The sequence below is a fragment of the Vibrio anguillarum genome (assembly GCF_001989995.2).
Lineage (GTDB): Bacteria > Pseudomonadota > Gammaproteobacteria > Enterobacterales > Vibrionaceae > Vibrio > Vibrio anguillarum.
Map to the genome: position 1 here is coordinate 76,089 of NZ_JAHGUP010000021.1, position 19,548 is coordinate 95,636.

General features: G+C 45.1%; 17 protein-coding genes. 14 read left to right on the forward strand and 3 right to left on the reverse strand.

The annotated features are described in order from the left end of the window. Positions 1 to 80: 80 nt before the first annotated feature. Both PL85_RS05590 and argS read right to left on the reverse strand, forming a co-directional pair. Positions 81 to 509, reverse strand: a complete 429-nt coding sequence (locus PL85_RS05590; protein ID WP_013856359.1) for an HIT family protein — start codon at positions 507 to 509, stop codon at positions 81 to 83. Between the two features lie 83 nt (positions 510 to 592). Beyond that, positions 593 to 2,329 (reverse strand): arginine--tRNA ligase, encoded by a 1,737-nt coding sequence (gene argS / locus PL85_RS05595; protein ID WP_026028268.1) that lies wholly within the window; start codon positions 2,327 to 2,329, stop codon positions 593 to 595. A 205-nt stretch (positions 2,330 to 2,534) separates the two neighbouring features. On the opposite strand from argS, the gene PL85_RS05600 reads away from it, so the two are divergent. After that, the gene (locus PL85_RS05600; protein WP_115339181.1) at positions 2,535 to 3,131 is read left to right on the forward strand and encodes a VOC family protein; all 597 of its coding nucleotides are present in this window, start codon (positions 2,535 to 2,537) and stop codon (positions 3,129 to 3,131) included. Between the two features lie 26 nt (positions 3,132 to 3,157). On the opposite strand, the gene PL85_RS05605 is transcribed toward PL85_RS05600, so the two are convergent. After that, a complete protein-coding gene (locus PL85_RS05605; RefSeq protein ID WP_115339180.1) occupies positions 3,158 to 5,935 on the reverse strand; it encodes an insulinase family protein in 2,778 nt (925 codons plus the stop codon). 214 nt (positions 5,936 to 6,149) lie between these two features. Here PL85_RS05605 and sixA point away from each other — a divergent pair, with 214 nt between their 5' ends. The 13 genes from sixA (at position 6,150) to PL85_RS05670 (ending at position 19,496) form a co-directional block, all read left to right on the forward strand. Further along, entirely contained in the window at positions 6,150 to 6,614 is a 465-nt protein-coding gene (gene sixA, locus PL85_RS05610; RefSeq protein ID WP_017042529.1) for a phosphohistidine phosphatase SixA, read from the forward strand. A 181-nt stretch (positions 6,615 to 6,795) separates the two neighbouring features. Beyond that, on the forward strand, positions 6,796 to 8,889 hold the full coding sequence (flhA, locus tag PL85_RS05615; RefSeq protein WP_013856364.1) for a flagellar biosynthesis protein FlhA: 2,094 nt from the start codon (positions 6,796 to 6,798) through the stop codon (positions 8,887 to 8,889). A gap of 52 nt (positions 8,890 to 8,941) precedes the next feature. After that, positions 8,942 to 10,429, forward strand: a complete 1,488-nt coding sequence (gene flhF / locus PL85_RS05620) for a flagellar biosynthesis protein FlhF (RefSeq protein ID WP_094125772.1) — start codon at positions 8,942 to 8,944, stop codon at positions 10,427 to 10,429. Between the two features lie 13 nt (positions 10,430 to 10,442). Continuing rightward, complete coding sequence (locus tag PL85_RS05625) at positions 10,443 to 11,330, forward strand: MinD/ParA family protein (RefSeq protein ID WP_010318888.1); 888 nt, start codon at positions 10,443 to 10,445, stop codon at positions 11,328 to 11,330. Then, positions 11,323 to 12,057 (forward strand): RNA polymerase sigma factor FliA, encoded by a 735-nt coding sequence (locus tag PL85_RS05630; protein WP_010318887.1) that lies wholly within the window; start codon positions 11,323 to 11,325, stop codon positions 12,055 to 12,057. Before PL85_RS05625 ends, PL85_RS05630 begins: the two co-directional genes overlap by 8 nt. Before the next feature lie 44 nt (positions 12,058 to 12,101). Continuing rightward, complete coding sequence (gene cheY / locus PL85_RS05635) at positions 12,102 to 12,470, forward strand: chemotaxis response regulator CheY (protein WP_033197405.1); 369 nt, start codon at positions 12,102 to 12,104, stop codon at positions 12,468 to 12,470. Between the two features lie 57 nt (positions 12,471 to 12,527). After that, positions 12,528 to 13,244: a protein phosphatase CheZ gene (locus PL85_RS05640; protein ID WP_017045236.1), complete on the forward strand. Its 717-nt coding sequence runs from the start codon at positions 12,528 to 12,530 to the stop codon at positions 13,242 to 13,244. Between the two features lie 9 nt (positions 13,245 to 13,253). Then, positions 13,254 to 15,548: a chemotaxis protein CheA gene (locus PL85_RS05645; protein ID WP_019281574.1), complete on the forward strand. Its 2,295-nt coding sequence runs from the start codon at positions 13,254 to 13,256 to the stop codon at positions 15,546 to 15,548. 25 nt (positions 15,549 to 15,573) lie between these two features. Further along, positions 15,574 to 16,689 carry a protein-glutamate methylesterase/protein-glutamine glutaminase gene (locus tag PL85_RS05650; RefSeq protein ID WP_017045237.1) on the forward strand — a complete coding sequence of 372 codons (1,116 nt, stop codon included), beginning with the start codon at positions 15,574 to 15,576 and terminating at the stop codon, positions 16,687 to 16,689. Between the two features lie 10 nt (positions 16,690 to 16,699). Continuing rightward, positions 16,700 to 17,476, forward strand: a complete 777-nt coding sequence (locus PL85_RS05655) for a ParA family protein (RefSeq protein ID WP_026027244.1) — start codon at positions 16,700 to 16,702, stop codon at positions 17,474 to 17,476. Beyond that, complete coding sequence (locus tag PL85_RS05660; RefSeq protein WP_017049121.1) at positions 17,466 to 18,461, forward strand: chemotaxis protein CheW; 996 nt, start codon at positions 17,466 to 17,468, stop codon at positions 18,459 to 18,461. The genes PL85_RS05655 and PL85_RS05660 overlap by 11 nt, the downstream gene beginning before the upstream one ends. 40 nt (positions 18,462 to 18,501) lie before the next feature. Continuing rightward, positions 18,502 to 18,996, forward strand: a complete 495-nt coding sequence (locus PL85_RS05665; protein WP_013856372.1) for a chemotaxis protein CheW — start codon at positions 18,502 to 18,504, stop codon at positions 18,994 to 18,996. Continuing rightward, a complete protein-coding gene (locus PL85_RS05670; protein ID WP_202598892.1) occupies positions 18,996 to 19,496 on the forward strand; it encodes a DUF2802 domain-containing protein in 501 nt (166 codons plus the stop codon). Before PL85_RS05665 ends, PL85_RS05670 begins: the two co-directional genes overlap by 1 nt. The last annotated feature ends 52 nt before the right edge of the window (positions 19,497 to 19,548 follow it).

Consider the following 19,548-nt stretch of genomic DNA (forward strand, 5'->3'; position numbering starts at 1 on the left):
ACGAAAGCCGCTGATATCAGCGGCTTTCAAACTTTTACCCAATCTATCTTTTACCTAATATATGGTGTGAGAGACGACGTTTATCCTTTTCTAAAAATAGAACTCAGTGATAGGACATTTTGGATTCTGGTTAAGATCGCTTGCTGTTCTTGTTCGGCTCTCACTATCCCTTGAGTATTGCCCCAGATAGGCCCAGGCCATGCTATGTCATTTTTAAATCGAGCAACATGGTGAATATGGAGCTGAGGAACCATGTTACCTAGCGCACCTAAATTGAGTTTATCTGGACAAAACGTGGCTTCAAGAGCTTGGCTAACGGCTTGAGATTCGCATAAAAATTGTTGCTGTTCCTGCATTGGTAGATGATGCAGCTCTTTCAAATTGGCACGTTTAGGCACCAGAATAATCCAAGGCACGGCATTATCTTTATGGAGTAAGGCTAAGCAAAGAGGAAATTCACCAATGACGGAAGTGTCTTTGGCCAGTTGCGGGTGGAGTTCAAAATTCATGTCAATCTCACTTGCACGGATGTTATCACCGATAAAAGAAAAGGCTGACCATGGTCAACCCTTTCATTCACTCATAGCTGTCGTTACATACGTTCTAATGTATCAATACCGAGTAGCGACAGACCTTGCTTGATGGTTTTTGCTGTCAACGCAGCCAGTTTTAGGCGGCTTTGTTTCACACTTTCATCTTCAGCGACTAAGATTGGGCATGCTTCATAGAAGCTAGAGAATTGGCCAGCTAATTCAAATAGGTAGCTACACATAATGTGAGGTTGGCCTTCGCGGGCAACAGCTTGTACCGCTTCTTCAAACTGCAGAAGTTTCGCAATCAAAGCTTTTTCTTTCTCTTGTGTGACTTTAATTTCACCCGTCAGGTTATCCATCGATACGCCTGCTTTAGCAAAAATTGACGCAACACGTGTGTAGGCATACTGCATGTAAGGTGCAGTGTTACCTTCAAATGCCAACATGTTGTCCCAGTCAAACACGTAATCGGTAGTACGGTGCTTAGAAAGATCAGCGTATTTCACTGCGGCCATCGCGACAGTATTGGCAATGTTGGCTTTTTCTGCGGCGTCTAAATCAGGGTTTTTGGACTCAATTAATTTAGCGGCACGCTCTTGCGCTTCATCGAGAAGATCGGCCAGACGAACAGTACCGCCAGCACGAGTTTTGAACGGGCGGCCATCTTTGCCTAGCATCATACCAAAGGCGTGGTGCTCAAGAGTCACTTCGTCAGGTACATAGCCCGCTTTGCGGACAATCGTCCATGCTTGCATTAGGTGCTGATGTTGACGCGAGTCGATAAAGTACAGCACACGGTCCGCACCCAAGGTTTCATAACGGTATTTTGCACACGCGATATCGGTTGTGGTGTATAAGAAGCCGCCATCACGTTTTTGGATGATAACGCCCATCGGCTCGCCATCTTTATTTTTGTATTCTTCAAGAAAAACGACTTGTGCGCCATCATCTTCTTGCGCCAAACCTTTTTCTTTTAAATCGGCTACGATGCCGGGCAACATGTCGTTGTACATGCTTTCGCCCATCACATCATCGCGCGTCAACGAAACATTCAAACGATCATAGTTACGCTGGTTTTGGATCATGGTGATGTCCACCAATTTTTTCCACATTTGAGCGCAGAATTCGTCACCGCTTTGTAGTTTGACCACATAATTTCGTGCTTTAGCAGCAAACACTTCATCTTCGTCGTAGAGTTTTTTTGACTCACGATAGAAAGCTTCAAGATCGGAAAGTTCCATTGAAACTTCGTTACCAGATTCTTGTTGCACACGTTCAAGGTTGGCTATCAACATACCAAATTGCGTGCCCCAGTCACCGATGTGGTTGGCGCGGATCACTTTATGGCCTAAAAATTCCAAGGTACGTACAACGGCGTCACCAATGATGGTTGAGCGTAAGTGGCCTACATGCATCTCTTTGGCAACGTTAGGCGCTGAGTAGTCTGCGACGATCGTCTTCTGCGCTTCTTTGGTTACACCAAGGTGCTCATCTGCTAGGGCGATATCCGCTTGTTTAGCAAGAAACGCTTCACTGAGGAAAATGTTGATAAAACCTGGGCCTGCAATTTCCGTTTTGCTCGCAATGCCATCGAGGTCCAGAACATCCAATACTTTTTGAGCAAATTCTCGCGGGTTGGTACCCAGTTGCTTAGCTACGCCCATAATGCCATTGGCTTGATAGTCACCAAATTGCGCTTTAGCCGATTGGCGAACAGCAGCAGGACTGCCAGCTGGTGCGCCTGCGGCTTCAAGAGCCTGAGATACTTTGTCATTAATCAGTGCTTGGATATTCACACGCGTTTCCTTTAATTCTTGGAATTGCAAAGGTATGCATTTTATTCACCATTTAGTGCCAATACATATCTTAATTTTGTTCATCATTTGGCGCACATAATACCAATTTTATTGAGGCGCTTATAGGGACTAAATTAGGAAATTTTCTACTTTTCGAAGAGTTGTTGGTACTATTAGACGATAATCATCATTTTGGACCATTTAAATGCTTGAACCATTGAAGAATGCAGCGCTTCATCCTGAACAGCTTAAGCAGGATTTAGATAAATTTATACATAAAATTCAAGAATTAACCAAAATTTTGCATATTGATTTATCCACAAATCAAGCTGACCACATTGCACTGCGCATTAATGATCGTAAATTAGCGTCATTAGCACATGCGGCATGGCTGGAGGAAGGACGAGAAATATCGATTGCTCAGATAAATGGCCGTCCTATCATTGTGATTGAATTTTCGGTGCCGCTATCGGCTTATGGTTGGTCAATAGAATGTTTGGAATTGCCTTACCCTGCCGAGGGAAAAATTTACCCAGAGCAGAGCTGGGAGCATGTGGAATTTGTGGTGCCATCTGAGGCACAAACCGCGCAAGCCTATTTGCAGGATATACTGTCGGTTTACCCACAATTAAAAGAATGCTGGACAACATTAGACACTCAAGGTGTTCAAGTTAAATTGTCCAGTCCAAAAGGGGAAGGAGAGCGATTACATAACCCGACGGTTGCATTTAAGTGGCAAGGCGTGTGCATTAAACTGCATCCCCACTCTTTAAAAAAGATCGTAAAATCAGAGCAAAGATAAATTGCTCTGATGGCGATGAAGTACGGTTATCCTAAGTTATAGCTTTTAGGCCGAAGCTGGAACGCTTCAATTGAGCCAATTTCTTGCCCTAAACTGAGTTTCTGAACCGTTTGATGTGCGTTTCCTTGGCTGTGCATGATCAGTCGATTGGCGGTCCTTGGTTTTAGCTCATTGACCACAAAGCGGATCATATCACTGCGACTGAGTGATTTCAGTTCACTCAAAACCTGCTCTCTTTGATCAAAGCCGGCATCTTTATTGCCGATAGCAACCCAAAGTCTTTGCGCACGGCTGCGAAGGGTGGGGTCGGGGGTTGAAATTTGATTCCACAAACCGCGTTTACTGCTGTGCCACTGGTATTCGTTTAGCTCCAGCAGCACCATGTAAAAAGCATTTAAAAATTCATCTACAGCGCTAATCAGCTCATAAGGGGCAGCATTCGGTGACTGGACATAGAGTACGATGCCTGGGTGACGGTTTAATGGCATGTTGCCCGTTCCGACCATATAACCAAGTTGTTGCTTAGTGCGAATTTCATGAAAAAATGTAGCGGACATCAAGTGATTAGCTAATGAATATAAGGCGATGCTGCGCGGTGCGGCATCATTGCACTGATAATAGACCACCACAGCAGAATCTTCTTGATCGCAGTGAACCTCTTTTTGAAAAGTCCCACTCTCTCCGAGCATGACGAGTGATCTTAATGATTCCTCGTACTCTTGATCTTTGACTCGTAATGCATTTTTAAGCGTATCTGCCATCGCTTGTGCATCACTTCTTAACCAGTCGCCATAGACAAACATCTCAACATGAAGTTGCGCTAATATTTGTTCAACGAAATCACTGAGCTCATCGACTTCTATCTGTTTTAAGGCACCAAGTAGCGTTTCATAAGGAGGGTTGTTGGGTTGTAAAATACCCGTCATTGCATTGAAAAGCTGCGAAATTGGACGATCTTTAGTGGTATTTTGCCAGTTACGAAGCAGTTGTTGCTTGATGGTGTTAAAGCGTTTTAGGCTAAAATCACGTTTAGCAAAGCGTGCGAGAATCATCTCCATTAACTGTGGTTGTTTTTCGCTAAAACCAGAAAGCATCAGGGTGACGCCGCCTTGATGAGCGTACATGTTGTAACTCATCCCAGCAATTTCTGCTTGATAAGTTTCCGTGGCCAGCGAGTCTAAAAACATTTCCACACAGAGACGTGTTTTAACAATATTTCGAGCAGTGGCTACCGAGATGGGGCTATCAATCGCGATGTAAATTACCCCTTTAGGCACTCTAAATTCATGGTCTTGTAGATGCCATAAACGAAAGCCTGGTAACTCTTCAATGATTTCCGGGTGTAAAGACGTTGAAGGCTCTAACGGTTTTGGGTCTAAGTCGTAACAGATAAAAGGATTGAGTGGCGGTAAGTTTGTTTCAATGTCGCAAGGGGTTGCGAATGCTGCAAGTTGTGACGCCGATAATGGAGTAATTGAATAGGGTGTAAAATACCATTTCGCTTTCTTATCGTAATACCCATCTTTAGCAATTAACGTGGCGCGTAGATTTTCAGGAGTCAAATAATGAAGTGCTTGCTTAAGTAGTGATTCGTTGTAGCCCGCCATCATGTAATCGCCATAGATGGTGTCTTGCGGCTGATAGTGCTGCATATTAACCACTAAATGGCTGACCATGTCTAATGGCCTTGTCGTTTCTTGAAAGCGAAAAGCCGATTCAAGCACCGCTCTTTTCTCAAGGTAACGCCATTCGTTTAGCCCCTGATCTGCGATTAATTTAATCTGAGTAAAGAGTGACTGGATGATGTTATCGACCTGTTTTACGCCTTCATGTGTCAGGCTAAAACTTATCGAAAACTCACGATAATTGCTGCCACTCGCGCCGCCTCCAGCCGATAAGGACGTGATCCAACCTTTCTCTTTTAATGCCAGCATTAAACTGCCTTCACCTTCGTAACCGATGAGATGGGCGAAATAAGAGAGAGGTTTGACATGATAAAAGTCATCCGCGCTTGGGGCAGGGAAGCTTAAAATCAGTTTGCGGATCTCTTTTCGTGGCTCGATTTGAATCAAGACGCCTCGGTGCGCGTCTAAAACAAAAGGCACCTCTATTTTTTTCGGGCCGAGCTGTTTATTTGGGATGGAGGAAAATTCATCTCTTGCCCACTGCTCTAACTCATCAAGTGTCTGTGGGCCTGCTAGCGAGAGCGTCATCAAATCAGCCGAGTAATTTTCATGGTGAAAACGGACAATTTCTTCACGGATAGAGACACCATTTCTATCACACAGCGTTTCTAAATTACCCACTGAAAATTTAGCAAACGGGTGTTGCGGATTAATGGTTTCTTTTTGAACCTGATAGAGCCTTCTCGAATCATCCTTCTGTTTGAGTTTAAATTCAGAATCCACCGCTTGACGTTCTTTATCCAGAGCTTCTTCATTAAACAAGGGGGCACAAAAGAATTGGCTGAATCGGTCCAAGGCTTTTTCAAAATGATTTGGGCTTACATCAAAGAAAAAACAGGTGTGCTCTGTACCAGTCCATGCGTTATTGCTGCCACCATGTTGATTAATAAAACTTTGAAACTCACCAATTTTCGGGTACTTTTCTGTGCCTAAAAACAGCATGTGTTCCAGATAGTGGGCAAGACCTTCTCTGTCTTCAGGGTCATCAAAATGCCCTACATTAATCGCTAAAGCAGCGGCTGACTTTTGTGCATCATCCGCTTGAATAAGTAATGTTCTCAGACCATTAGTTAACGTAATGTAGCGGTATTGGTTGGTGTCGTTAGGGCTTAAATGCACAGTGACTCTCCACAGAAAAGGCTTTTTTAATTATGGCGTTGAAACGGTTAGGTGCAAATTTCAAGCAATGATTTTATGAGCAAAGTGCCATTTTAGTCCTTCAGGAGACTTTTTAATAGACTGTTAACAGTGTCGAAGTCTTTGCTTGGTTGCCTGATATAATCGAGAATAAAGCCGCCTAGACGGCATAGATAATAACCACTAGGAATGAGTAATGAAGATTTTTATTATGCGTCACGGAGAAGCTGAACATTATGCAGCGAGTGATGCACAAAGGGCCTTAACCGAAAGAGGTCTTCGTGAGTCTGTTGCTGTGGCTCGTGCTTGTGAAAAGCAAGATCTTCGCCATGTAGATAAAGTATTGGTAAGTCCTTACTTACGGGCGCAGCAAACTTGGGCTGCGATAGCTTCTTATTTTAATGCCGATGATGTTGTGACCTGTGATGACATCACACCTTATGGGAAAGCGGAAGTGGTATTTGAGTATGTCTCTGCCTTGGCCGATGTAGAACAAATCGAATCAGTGCTGCTGGTGTCTCATTTACCGTTAGTTGGCTATCTCGCGGCTGAATTCGTTACCGATTTAGTCCCTCCAATGTTCCCCACATCCGGTCTGATTGGTATCGAATATGATAGAGAGTTGCGTAAAGGACAGCAGATCTGGAGTATTAATCCTTAAACCACCATTCAAAGTAAAAGAAGTTCACGTAATTTGAATAACTAGGCTACGTTAAGTGAAGGGTTATTGCCTTTACCAATGTAGCCATTATTTTGACTGTTTTACTGGACTAAAAATTGCATCGCCGAGTTAACGCATTGTCGCATTTATAGATATTTATCAACAGATTGCTTGCTAACCTATGAAATTTACTCTCCCATTTGCAGATAAATTGCCATCAATACCGCAGCGAAGTATGCCAGCAATCGGTGCGCCGGTTATGGTATTGGCCACGTTGGCTATGGTCGTTTTACCGATCCCAGCCTTCCTATTGGATCTGTTTTTCACTTTTAACATTGCCTTATCGATGGTGGTGTTACTCGTCACTGTCTATACCCGTAGACCGCTTGATTTTGCTGCTTTTCCTACGGTTTTGCTTATTGCAACCTTACTTCGACTAGCCTTGAACGTTGCTTCAACCCGTGTGGTTTTATTGTATGGTCATGAAGGCCCTGGGGCGGCTGGTAACGTCATTGAAGCGTTTGGTAGTGTGGTGATCGGTGGTAACTACGCCGTCGGTTTAGTGGTGTTTTTGATCTTGATGATCATCAACTTCATGGTAGTAACCAAAGGTGCGGGACGTATTTCTGAGGTGAGTGCTCGCTTTACCCTAGATGCCTTGCCGGGTAAGCAAATGGCCATAGATGCGGACTTAAATGCGGGTTTAATCGATCAAGACCAAGCGCGGCTGAGACGCTTTGAAGTAACCAAAGAAGCGGATTTCTACGGTTCAATGGACGGTGCGTCAAAATTTGTTAAAGGGGATGCGATTGCTGGGATATTAATTTTGTTCATCAACATTATTGGCGGCTTATCGATTGGTATGGCGCAATATGGGTTGGGTTTTAAAGAAGCGATCCAAATCTACACACTGCTGACCATTGGTGACGGCTTAGTGGCTCAGATCCCCTCATTGCTGCTTTCGATTGGCGCTGCCATGATGGTTACCCGTCAAAATACCGATGAAGATATGGGAGAGCAAGTCGTCTTCCAACTGTTTGACAACCCTAAAGCATTGATGATTACCGCTTGTATTCTCGGCATCATGGGCATTGTACCGGGTATGCCTCACTTTGCTTTTTTACTGCTAGCCGCGTTAGCGGGTGGTTGCGCGTATTGGATGATACGCAAACAGAAAAAAACCGCCGATGAAAAGAAACTGCCTGCAAAAGTGGACAACGAAGCACCCACTCAAAAAGAGCTCTCTTGGGATGATGTTCAACCCGTTGATGTGATTGGCTTAGAAGTGGGCTATCGATTGATACCGCTGGTGGACCGAGATCAAGGTGGAGAGCTGCTCGAACGCGTAAAAGGTGTTCGGAAAAAACTGTCGCAAGACTTTGGCTTTCTCATCCCCGCAGTGCATATTCGCGACAATTTAGAATTAACACCCAATAGTTATCGCATTACCTTAATGGGGGTTGCTGTTGGTGAAGCGGAGATCCGCCCAGATCAAGAACTGGCGATTAACCCTGGTCAAGTCTATGGTGTTATTGACGGTGAACGCACACTCGACCCTGCATTCGGCCTTGAAGCGGTTTGGATCCGTGAAGAACAACGTGAACACGCACAAGCTCTCGGTTACACAGTTGTGGACTCATCGACCGTACTCGCCACTCATTTGAGTCAGCTTCTCACTAATAACGCCTCGCAACTGATTGGTCATGAAGAGGTTCAAAACTTAATTGAAATGCTGGGTCGCTCAGCGCCAAGGCTAGTTGAAAACTTCGTTCCAGATCAACTGCCGTTGGGTACAGTCGTTAAGGTACTGCAAAACCTACTCAATGAAGCGATTCCAATCCGAGATATTCGAACCATAATACAAACCTTGGCGGAGTATTCTGGGCGGAGTCAAGAACCTGACATCCTAACGGCGGCCGTTCGAATCTCATTGAAGCGTTTAATCGTCCAAGAAATCAATGGTATAGAACCTGAACTACCAGTGATAACACTGATTCCTGAGCTGGAACAAATATTGCATCAAACCATGCAGGCGTCAGGAGGAGAATCGGCAGGTATTGAGCCAGGCTTAGCAGAGCGTTTACAAGCTGCACTGAGCCATGCAACGCAAGAACAAGAATTGAAAGGTGAGCCCGCCGTGTTACTCACGTCTGGTGTGCTTCGTTCCACTTTGGCGAAGTTTGTGAAAAACACGATACCTAATTTGCGTGTGCTCTCTTATCAAGAAATACCTGACGAGAAACAAATTCGGATTGTTCAAGCCGTTGGGAACTAACGAAACTGTTGTTACCTAATCGGGCTTTAGCCATTTAACACGGATATCTGCTTTGAAAATAAAACGATTTTTTGCCAAAGATATGCGAACAGCGCTGCTGCAAGTGAAAGAAGAGCTTGGTGCGGAAGCGGTGATCATGTCGAATAAAAAAGTCGCGGGTGGTGTGGAAATCGTTGCCGCTGTGGATGGTGAACAGCCCACCCAGCAAAACAGTGCCAAGCGCTATAATTCGCAGCCTAGACAACAAGGTTACACCCAAGTCACCCCGTCTTTGAACAAATCCTCTCGTGAGTTGGATGATGATCGAGTCAGCCTGCAAAACAGCGCAGATACTGGGCGTTCAATGACCAAACGTTTTGCAAATATGTTAAAGCAGTACAGCACACCAAGTGGCTCAGATTCGGACTATCACGCCGAAAATGAAGATTCGCTCTCTGCATTATTGCAACGTCAATCAGGTTCATCTAACACTAACTCAGGACACGGTAGTGCAGAGTTACGAGCCGATTCGCCATTAGCGAAGTTAATTGCAGAGGATAGAAGAGCGTCCACCCGTCAAACGCCGAAGCTAGATCCGTCGCGTTATGATCGTTACCCAACGCAAGAGGCGAGTGTTTCGAACCCAGAGCTGGAAAACATGCGTGAAGAGATGACCTCAATACGCCGCCTGTTAGAACATCAAGTGTCAGGATTAATGTGGCAAGAAGTTGAGCGTCGAGAGCCTTTGCGTGCCATGCTCATTAAAAGACTTGAGCGCATGGGGGTTTCACAAGAACTGGCTGACCAGCTTGCGTGCTATATCCCAGAAGATACTGCTCCAACTAAAGCTTGGAAGGCACTGCTTGGCTTAGTGGCTGATCAAGTCCCTGTTTCCAAACAAGATATTCTGAAACGTGGTGGTGTGGTTGCGCTATTAGGCCCAACAGGGGTTGGTAAAACCACCACCATTGCTAAACTAGCCGCTCGCGCTGCTATGGAGTATGGCGCTGATAACGTTGCTCTAGTCACCACAGATACCTACCGTATTGGTGCTCATGAACAGCTCTCTATTTATGGCCGAATCATGGGTTGTCCAGTAAGAGTTGCTAAAGATTCCAGTGAGTTAGCCGATGTAATATATCAGCTAAGAAATCGGCGTTTAATTTTAGTTGATACCGCGGGGATGGGGCAGCGTGATGTTCGGTTATCAGAGCAGCTCGATACCCTGATGCAAGAGAGTGGCGAAATCATCCACAGTTACCTTGTTCTGCCTGCAACGGCACAAAGAAAAGTATTACAAGAAACAATCGAGCACTTTAGAAGGATCCCTCTTTCAGGGTGCATTATGACTAAGCTTGATGAGTCATTGAGCTTAGGGGAATTTGTGAGTGTCGTGGTTCAAAACGCACTGCCCGTTGCTTACATCGCGAATGGCCAGCGTGTACCAGAAGATATTGTGATTGCCCAGCCGAAGTACATGGTTGCAAAGGCAAACGAATTGCTAGAGAAGTCGACAGAGAATGAACCTCACTATTGGAGCAGCGACTCCGAGAGATTCTAGGCGGCGGACAAATATGGCGAATAATATGATATATGACCAAGCGAGCGGTTTACGCCGCTTAACTCAACCGTCACTGACCAAAGTCATATCTGTGACTGGTGGTAAAGGTGGTGTGGGTAAATCTCACGTGACACTCGGCATGGCGATCTGCATGGCTCGTCAAGGCAAAAAAGTCATGGTGTTGGATGCAGACTTAGGTTTAGCTAACGTGGATGTGATGCTTGGCATACGCCCGAAGCGAAACTTAGGGCATGTACTGGCTGGCGAGTGTGAACTCAAAGATGCCATCGTCGAGGGGCCTTTTGGGATACGAATAATTCCAGCGACCTCGGGCACACAGTCGATGACAGAGTTGTCACACGCCCAACATGTTGGTTTAATACGCGCCTTTGGCAGTTTAGAAGATGAGATGGATATTCTGCTCATCGATACAGCCGCAGGTATTTCTGATATGGTCGTGAGCTTCTGTCGCGCCGCACAAGATGTAGTGATCGTGGTATGTGACGAACCGACATCCATCACCGACGCTTACGCGCTGATCAAGCTCTTAAGTCGTGAACACCAAGTGCAACGTTTTAAAATTGTGGCCAATATGGTGAGAAGTTATCGTGAAGGACGGGAATTATTTGCTAAATTAACTTTAGTGACAGAAAGATTCCTAAATGTGAGCCTTGAACTTGTTGCTTGCATACCTTTGGATGATAAAGTGCGACAAGCAGTAAAAAAACAAAAAATAGTGGTCGATGCGTTTCCACGGTCACCTGCGGCACTGGCAATCAGCTCGTTGGCAAGTAAAGCGTTAACGTGGCCAATTCCAAGAACGCCGACAGGCCATCTGGAATTTTTTGTCGAGCGTTTGCTAAATAGAACAGAAAGTGTAGGGGAACCATTCGGTGAATAAAGCGCTTACTTATGACCAACACGGAAACCTAAAGAGCCAACAAGCATTTTTAGAAAAATACTCTGTATTGGTTAAGCGTATTGCACACCATTTAGCAGGTCGCCTGCCACCAAACGTATTGGTCGAAGATCTAATACAAGCCGGTATGATAGGCCTACTTGAAGCACAAAAAAATTATGATGGGAGTAAAGGTGCAAGCTTTGAAACCTACGCAGGAATTCGAATTCGTGGAGCTATGCTCGACGATATTCGGCGTGGTGATTGGGTTCCACGCTCGGTTCATAAACACAACCGAGAGATAACCCATGCAATTTCAGTTCTAGAAGGTGAGCTAAACCGAAACCCAACTGATACAGAAGTTGCGAAGTATTTAGGCATGTCGCTGGATCAGTACCATACTGTATTAACTGACATTAATTGCTCACGGATTGTCGGAATCGAAGATTTAGGTATTTCTGATGATGCAATTTCTCCTCTGGATGACGATGAAGACAACTCGCCATTTAAGGGAGTCGCCGATGAATCGTTTCGTAAAGCATTGGTTGAATCAATAAAATCACTTCCAGAACGTGAAGCTTTGGTACTTTCGCTCTATTATGATGAAGAGCTAAACTTAAAAGAAATTGGTGAAGTTCTAGGTGTTAGCGAATCCCGCGTTAGCCAGATACTAAGCCAATCTATGCAGCGACTAAGAACGAAGTTAAGTTCTTGGACGCAAAATGACTAATATCACTGATTTCGAGCTCAGTGGAGGCAATTTTGAATAAAAACATGAAGATCCTTATTGTTGACGACTTTTCAACAATGCGCCGTATTGTTAAGAATCTACTTCGTGATTTGGGCTTCAATAATACCCAAGAAGCAGATGATGGCCTGACAGCGTTGCCTATGCTAAAGAAAGGTGATTTTGAGTTTGTGGTTACAGACTGGAATATGCCGGGCATGCAAGGCATCGATTTGTTGAAAAATATCCGAGCAGACGCAGAACTTAAGCATCTGCCTGTTCTGATGATCACCGCAGAAGCAAAACGCGAACAAATCATCGAGGCTGCTCAAGCAGGTGTGAATGGTTATATCGTAAAACCTTTTACTGCTGCTACGCTTAAAGAAAAACTGGATAAAATTTTCGAGCGTTTATAAAGCGTGTGGTCACAGACAAAAGGTGCTCTATTCATTTATGCGCGAAAAGGCTAATCGATGATTTCATTAGAACAAGCAAAAGAACTCGTTCAGCTACTGGAAAATGGACAGCAAGATCAGGCGAATCAACTCTTTAAAGAGACCTACGACAAAGCAAGCAATCCAATGCTGCAAGAAATAGGCACTTTGACAAGGGAACTGCATGAATCGCTCAAACAGTTCAACCTTGATGAACGGATGGCTGAGATTGCAAATGACGAAATTCCAGATGCAAGGGATCGTCTTCAATATGTAATTGATAAAACGGAAGTAGCTGCGAATAAAACAATGGATGCAGTGGATCGATGTATGCCGATCGCTGACAGCCTTCACGAAGGTTTGTTAAAAGTGCGTCCACAATGGAATGAGTTGATGCATGGGCGTATTGATCTCATTGAGTTTAAAGCACTTTGTCATCGTATTGATGATCTACTATCACAAGTTGAAGGCAACAGCAGCGAATTGCGAGGTCAGCTAACTGAGATATTGATGGCTCAAGACTTTCAAGATCTCACTGGCCAAATAATTCGGCGTGTTATTACGCTGGTTAATGAAGTTGAGAAACGCCTAGTTGAGATTCTCACTGCCTTTGGGGCTAACCAAATAGAACAAAAAACAGACAAGAAGAACCCATCTATCGAACCTGAAGGTCCTATTTTGAACCCTCATGAAAGAGCCGATGCGGTTTCATCTCAAGACGAAGTCGATGATTTGTTATCGAGTCTTGGTTTTTAGGGGTAACGTATGAGCTACGAATTAGACGACGACATTCTTCAGGACTTTTTGGTTGAAGCAGGTGAAATTCTCGAATTGCTCTCAGAGCAATTGGTTGAACTTGAGAACAACCCCGAAGACAGGGAGTTATTAAATGCGATTTTCCGCGGTTTCCATACCGTTAAAGGTGGGGCCGGGTTTCTTGCCCTCACCGAGCTGGTTGAGACGTGCCACGGTGCCGAGAACGTATTTGATATCTTACGCAATGGCCAAAGAAGTGTAACATCGAGCTTGATGGATACGATGTTACGAGCTTTAGACACCGTTAACGCACAGTTTCGCGCTGTTCAAGATCAAGAACCCTTAGAGCCTGCAGATCCCGCTCTACTCGATGAACTTCATAAATTGTGTCGTCCTGCTTCTGAAGATGAAATTGACGAAGTGGAGCCTGTTATTGCTGAAGTTGAAGTCGAGGAAGAGGCCGCTATCGAAGCGCCTGAACCGGAAGTCATTCAACCAGTGGCCTCAAAGGCTGTCGCGTCAAATTCTATCGATGAAATCACGCAAGATGAATTTGAAAAACTGTTAGACGAATTACATGGCAAGGGCACCGCGCCTAATGCTCATTCTGAAAATGCCGCACCGGCGGCCCCAGCGCCTAAAGCCCCAAGTGCATCAGTGGCTGCTAGTGGTGACATTACGGATGACGAATTTGAAAAGCTGCTTGATGAACTGCACGGCGTAGGCAAAGCTCCAACCGTTGAACCCGCTCCTGAGGTTACAGCGAAACCAACTACTCCGCCTAAATCAACAGCGGCACCTAAAGCTTCTGCTGGTGGTGGCGATGATTTGATGACGGACGAGGAGTTTGAAAAGCTTCTTGACGAACTGCATGGCTCAGGAAAAGGGCCATTGCCAGAAGAGTTGGAAATGGCAACCAGACCTGCTTCTGAAAATGTGAAGCCAGCAGAGCCTATAAAACCAACAGAGACCGCAAAACCGAAAGCTGAAGCGGCGAAACCTACACCTGCTCCTCAGCCTAAAGTAACGGCTCCAGCCGCCTCTTCCCCGGCGAAAGCTCCGGTTGCAGTGGCTGAGAAAAAAGAAGTATCAGCACCTGCTGTGGCTAAAAAAGCGCAAACTCAGCCGGAAACAACAGTCCGTGTTGATACATCAACGCTCGACATCATTATGAACATGATTGGTGAATTGGTGCTAGTGCGTAACCGCTTGCTGAGTTTAGGGCTTAATAGCAACGACGAAGAGATGGCAAAAGCGGTGGCTAACCTTGATGTAGTTACTGCGGATTTGCAAGGCGCTGTCATGAAAACGCGCATGCAACCGATTAAGAAAGTGTTCGGTCGTTTCCCTCGCGTGGTTCGAGACCTTGCACGTACCCTGAAAAAAGACATCGTGCTTGAAATGCGCGGTGAAGAAACAGACCTTGATAAAAACTTGGTCGAAGCGCTTGCAGACCCATTGATCCACTTAGTGCGTAACTCAGTTGACCACGGCATTGAAATGCCTGATGTGCGTAGCAAATCTGGAAAGCCAAGCACGGGTAAAATCATACTCTCAGCTTCGCAAGAAGGTGATCATATTGAGCTAGCTATCGTCGATGACGGCGGCGGTATGGACCCAGATAAGCTGCGTAGTATTGCGGTTAAACGAGGCATGATGGATGAAGATGCGGCGTCGCGTCTCTCCAATAAAGAGTGTTTTAACTTAATCTTTATGGCGGGATTCTCCAGTAAAGAGCAAATTTCAGACATTTCTGGTCGTGGTGTTGGGATGGATGTTGTAAAAACAGCCATCAATACACTCAATGGTTCAATTGACATCGATTCTGAGATGGGCAAAGGGACTAAGATTACGATCAAAGTGCCGCTAACACTCGCTATCTTACCGACATTGATGGTTGGGGTCGCAGGGCATCCATTTGCTCTACCGCTTGCGAGCGTGAATGAAATCTTCCATCTTGATCTTAGCCGGACGAACGTCGTTGATGGACAATTGACCATCATAGTACGTAAAAAATCGATACCACTCTTCTACTTACAGAATTGGCTAGCACCTAAAGCGGGTAAAATAGAACTGCGTAAAGGTCATGGACATGTTGTTATTGTTCAGATTGGTAGCCAGCGAGTTGGTTTTGTGGTTGATACCTTAATTGGCCAAGAAGAAGTGGTAATCAAACCACTAGATAAGCTTCTTCAAAAAACACCGGGTATGGCTGGGGCAACGATTACCAGCGATGGACATATTGCACTAATACTAGATGTGCCAGATTTGCTTAAGCAGTATGCTGCTGCTTCCCGCATTTAAATGAGCACACAATATAAGGACACCCATGGCGATTAGAGTATTAGTCGTTGATGATTCGAGCTTTTTTAGACGGCGTGTGAGTGAAATTATTAACTCTGACACCCGTCTAGAAGTGATTGATGTTGCAACTAACGGTAAAGAAGCCGTAGAAAAAGCGAGAATCTTAAAGCCTGATGTCATCACAATGGATATTGAGATGCCAGTTATGGATGGCATTACTGCTGTCCGTGAAATTATGGCTGCGAACCCGATCCCGATCTTGATGTTCTCATCGCTGACTCATGATGGTGCCAAAGCAACGCTAGATGCTTTAGATGCTGGAGCGTTAGATTTCTTACCGAAAAAATTTGAAGATATTGCCCGTAACCGTGATGAGGCTGTCGCTTTATTACAACAACGGGTTATTCAAATCGCGTCGAAAAAAGGGATGCTGAGAAGACCTTTGGTTTCACGCCCAGTGCCGAGCACATCATCGCCGTTTGCCAATAGAACAGCGGCTACAACGGCGAGTTCCCCTGCGCCGAAATCAATGGGCACATTGGCTCGCTTTAAAGCTACAGGTAAAAAATATCAGTTGACTGCTATCGGTACCTCTACAGGGGGCCCGGTTGCGTTACAAAAAATATTGACGAAGTTACCTGCGAATTATCCGCATCCGATCGTACTCATTCAACACATGCCTGCCACCTTCACTGCTGCATTTGCAAACCGGCTCAACTCACTGTGTAAAATTGAAGTGAAAGAAGCAGAAGATGGTGATGCATTGCGCCCAGGTGTTGCCTATTTGGCTCCGGGTGGTAAACAGATGATGATTGAGGGCCGTCCGGGTAGTGCTAAATTGCGCATTATCGATGGTGGCGAACGTATGAACTATAAGCCGTGTGTTGATATAACATTCGGTTCTGCGGCGAAGATCTATGCAGATAAAGTGCTATCAATGATATTGACTGGTATGGGAGCCGATGGTCGTGAAGGGGCTCGAATGTTACAAGCCGCAGGGGCAACCATTTGGGCTCAGGATGAAGAAAGTTGCGTGGTGTATGGCATGCCGCAAGCTGTCGCAAAAGCGGGGATCTCGTCTGAAGATTTACCGTTAGAGCGTATATCAGAACGAATGTTAGTTGAAGTTGGCCTCGCATAAAGGAAGTTCAATGATTGTATGGAGTATTGCAAACCAAAAAGGCGGTGTGGGTAAAACAACCACAACGATTACGCTTGCCGGTTTGCTAAGTCAGCAAGGCAAAAGAGTGCTGTTGGTCGATACTGACCCTCACGCCTCGCTTACTACATACTTAGGTTATGATTCTGATGGCGTGCCCGTCAGCCTGTTTGACCTATTTCAGCAACGTGAGTTAACAGAGCAAAGCGTTACCCCTCTTATCCTAAAAACCGATGTTGAAGGCATTGATCTCATCCCTGCCCATATGTCTCTAGCCACTTTAGATAGAGTCATGGGCAACCGCAGTGGAATGGGGCTGATTTTGAAACGTGCGCTTCTTGCATTGCGCCATAATTATGACTACGTATTGATCGACTGTCCTCCAATTTTAGGGGTAATGATGGTTAATGCATTGGCCGCCAGCGATCGTATCTTAATTCCAGTGCAGACTGAGTTTCTGGCTATGAAAGGGCTCGAAAGGATGATTCGCACCTTAGCCATCATGCAAAAATCTCGTAGTCGATCGTTTAAAGTGACTATCGTACCGACTATGTACGACAAGCGAACCCGGGCTTCTTTGCAAACGCTGAATCAACTTAAAAAAGATTACCCAGAGCAAGTTTGGAGCTCTGCTGTACCTATAGACACCAAGTTTCGTGATGCGAGTTTAAAGCGCTTGCCTGCTTCTCATTTTGCTGAAGGTAGCCGTGGTGTTTTTGCTTATAAACAGTTGCTGATTTATTTAGAGAGGCTAGCTATTGATGAGTAGTGGGCCATTTTTATCCAGTGAACAAGCACTCGATGACTACTTTACAGCGTTACTAGATGAAGAAGCGATTGAACTTGAGCTGAAAGCGGAAGAGCAAAAAGAATTGTCCCTTGCTGAACCTGAGTTAGCGCTTTCGACATCGGTGCAATCTGTACCGGAAAAAAGTTATTACCATGCTGAAGTGGTTGAGTTTGAGCTGCCGAATTTAGATGATGTGCAGCGCTTATTAAGCCAGCTAGAATCAAGTAATCCAGTGGCAGAGTTAGAGCTGGAAGAGATCATGGAGCAAAACACCGTTCAGATCGCTTTAAAAACTCAACCAGTGACTGAAATTGTTGAAGAGATCCAAGAATGGGATATTCCCGCCGATACCTTGGAAACTGAACCTGAAGTTGAAATTCTGACTGCGGCAGACACTGTTGAAGTTGAAGAATTTGCTGTTGACGTGGAAGTGGTTGAGCAACCGACGGCTGAAGTCGAACTTGAAACGCAAGCGGGCTACTCTGGAATTGGTACATGGCAAAGCACTGCGAGAACACGAGATTTTCAAGTGCTCTATTTTGAAGTGAATGGCGTGACGTTTGCGGTGCCTCTTGATGAACTTGGGGGGATCCACCGTATGGCAACGCTCAATCATTTAATCGGTCGACCTGCTTGGTACCTTGGACTGCAAACTAATAAAGATAATCAGCTAGATGTTGTCGATACGGCAAAATGGGTAATGGCAGAAAAGCTCCATGATGATAGCTACAAAGAAGGTTATCAATACATCGTCATGCTTGGTGACAGTATGTGGGGGTTAGCAAGTACTCAGCTTATGGGTACAGAATTGCTAAGCTCAGAGAAGGTCCGCTGGCGAGAACAGGCAGGCAAAAGGCCGTGGCTTGCTGGAATGGTAAAAGAAAAAATGTGTGCTTTGATCCATGTTGAAGCATTGATAGCTATGCTTAATGCAGGGCTTGATGTAAAAGCACTAGAGAAATAATAATACATTGATGTCGGAATCGACTTAGAGAGGAAAAGGTATGTCTCAGACTAACGAAGTAGAAGTAAGAAAAGACAAGTCTAACGACGAAGTGCTTCAGTGGGTGACGTTCCAACTAGAAGAAGAAACATACGGAATTAATGTAATGCAGGTACGTGAAGTACTCCGCTATACAGAAATTGCACCGGTACCAGGTGCTCCTGATTATGTTCTTGGCATCATTAACCTACGTGGTAATGTTGTGACCGTCATTGATACACGATCTCGTTTTGGCTTAATGCAAGGTGAAATCACGGATAATACACGCATTATTGTGATTGAATCTGAGCGCCAAGTGATTGGTATTTTAGTCGATAGCGTTGCGGAAGTAGTTTACCTACGTTCTTCTGAAATCGATACTACACCAAGTGTTGGTACCGATGAGAGCGCTAAGTTTATCCAAGGCGTGAGCAACCGTGACGGTAAGCTATTGATCCTTGTTGACCTGAATAAACTGCTAACTGAAGACGAGTGGGACGAGATGGTCCACCTATAATGAGCGAAGCTATGTTGTTCAGTGCTCCTGTTATTCTTATAGGGAGCGCGGTTTTTGTTGTTGTATTTTTGTTGCTGGTGTTACTTCGTGTACGTCAGGGACTTGCCCAACAAATTGATCACCAAAGACAACAAGCCCGATCGTTAGATAAGGAGTTGCAAAAGGCGAATAGACAGCTGTTGGAAATACGCTCAGTTGCTATTGGTCTTGGCCAAAAAGTGACGGATCAGCAGGATCTCATCCAGCATTTAAACGAGCGAATTACTGAATTGGAACATGTTGATACGGATGGGCGTTTATACAGCCGAGCGACAAAAATGGTCCAACTCGGTGCTGACATCAATGAGCTTATTAAAGAGTGTGAGCTACCTAAAGCTGAAGCTGAGTTGATGATGTCCTTGCAGAAGAAAATTGCAGGGCATGAAAGCATCCCGCCACTGAGTAGTCACCCGGAAGGTCGCGAGCCGGTGCAAAGTACGAGGCGACCTGCCAAAAAATAGTCGAAAGAGCAAAACTAGAGAGGGAAGCCAATGGCCTGTCTCTTGATCACAA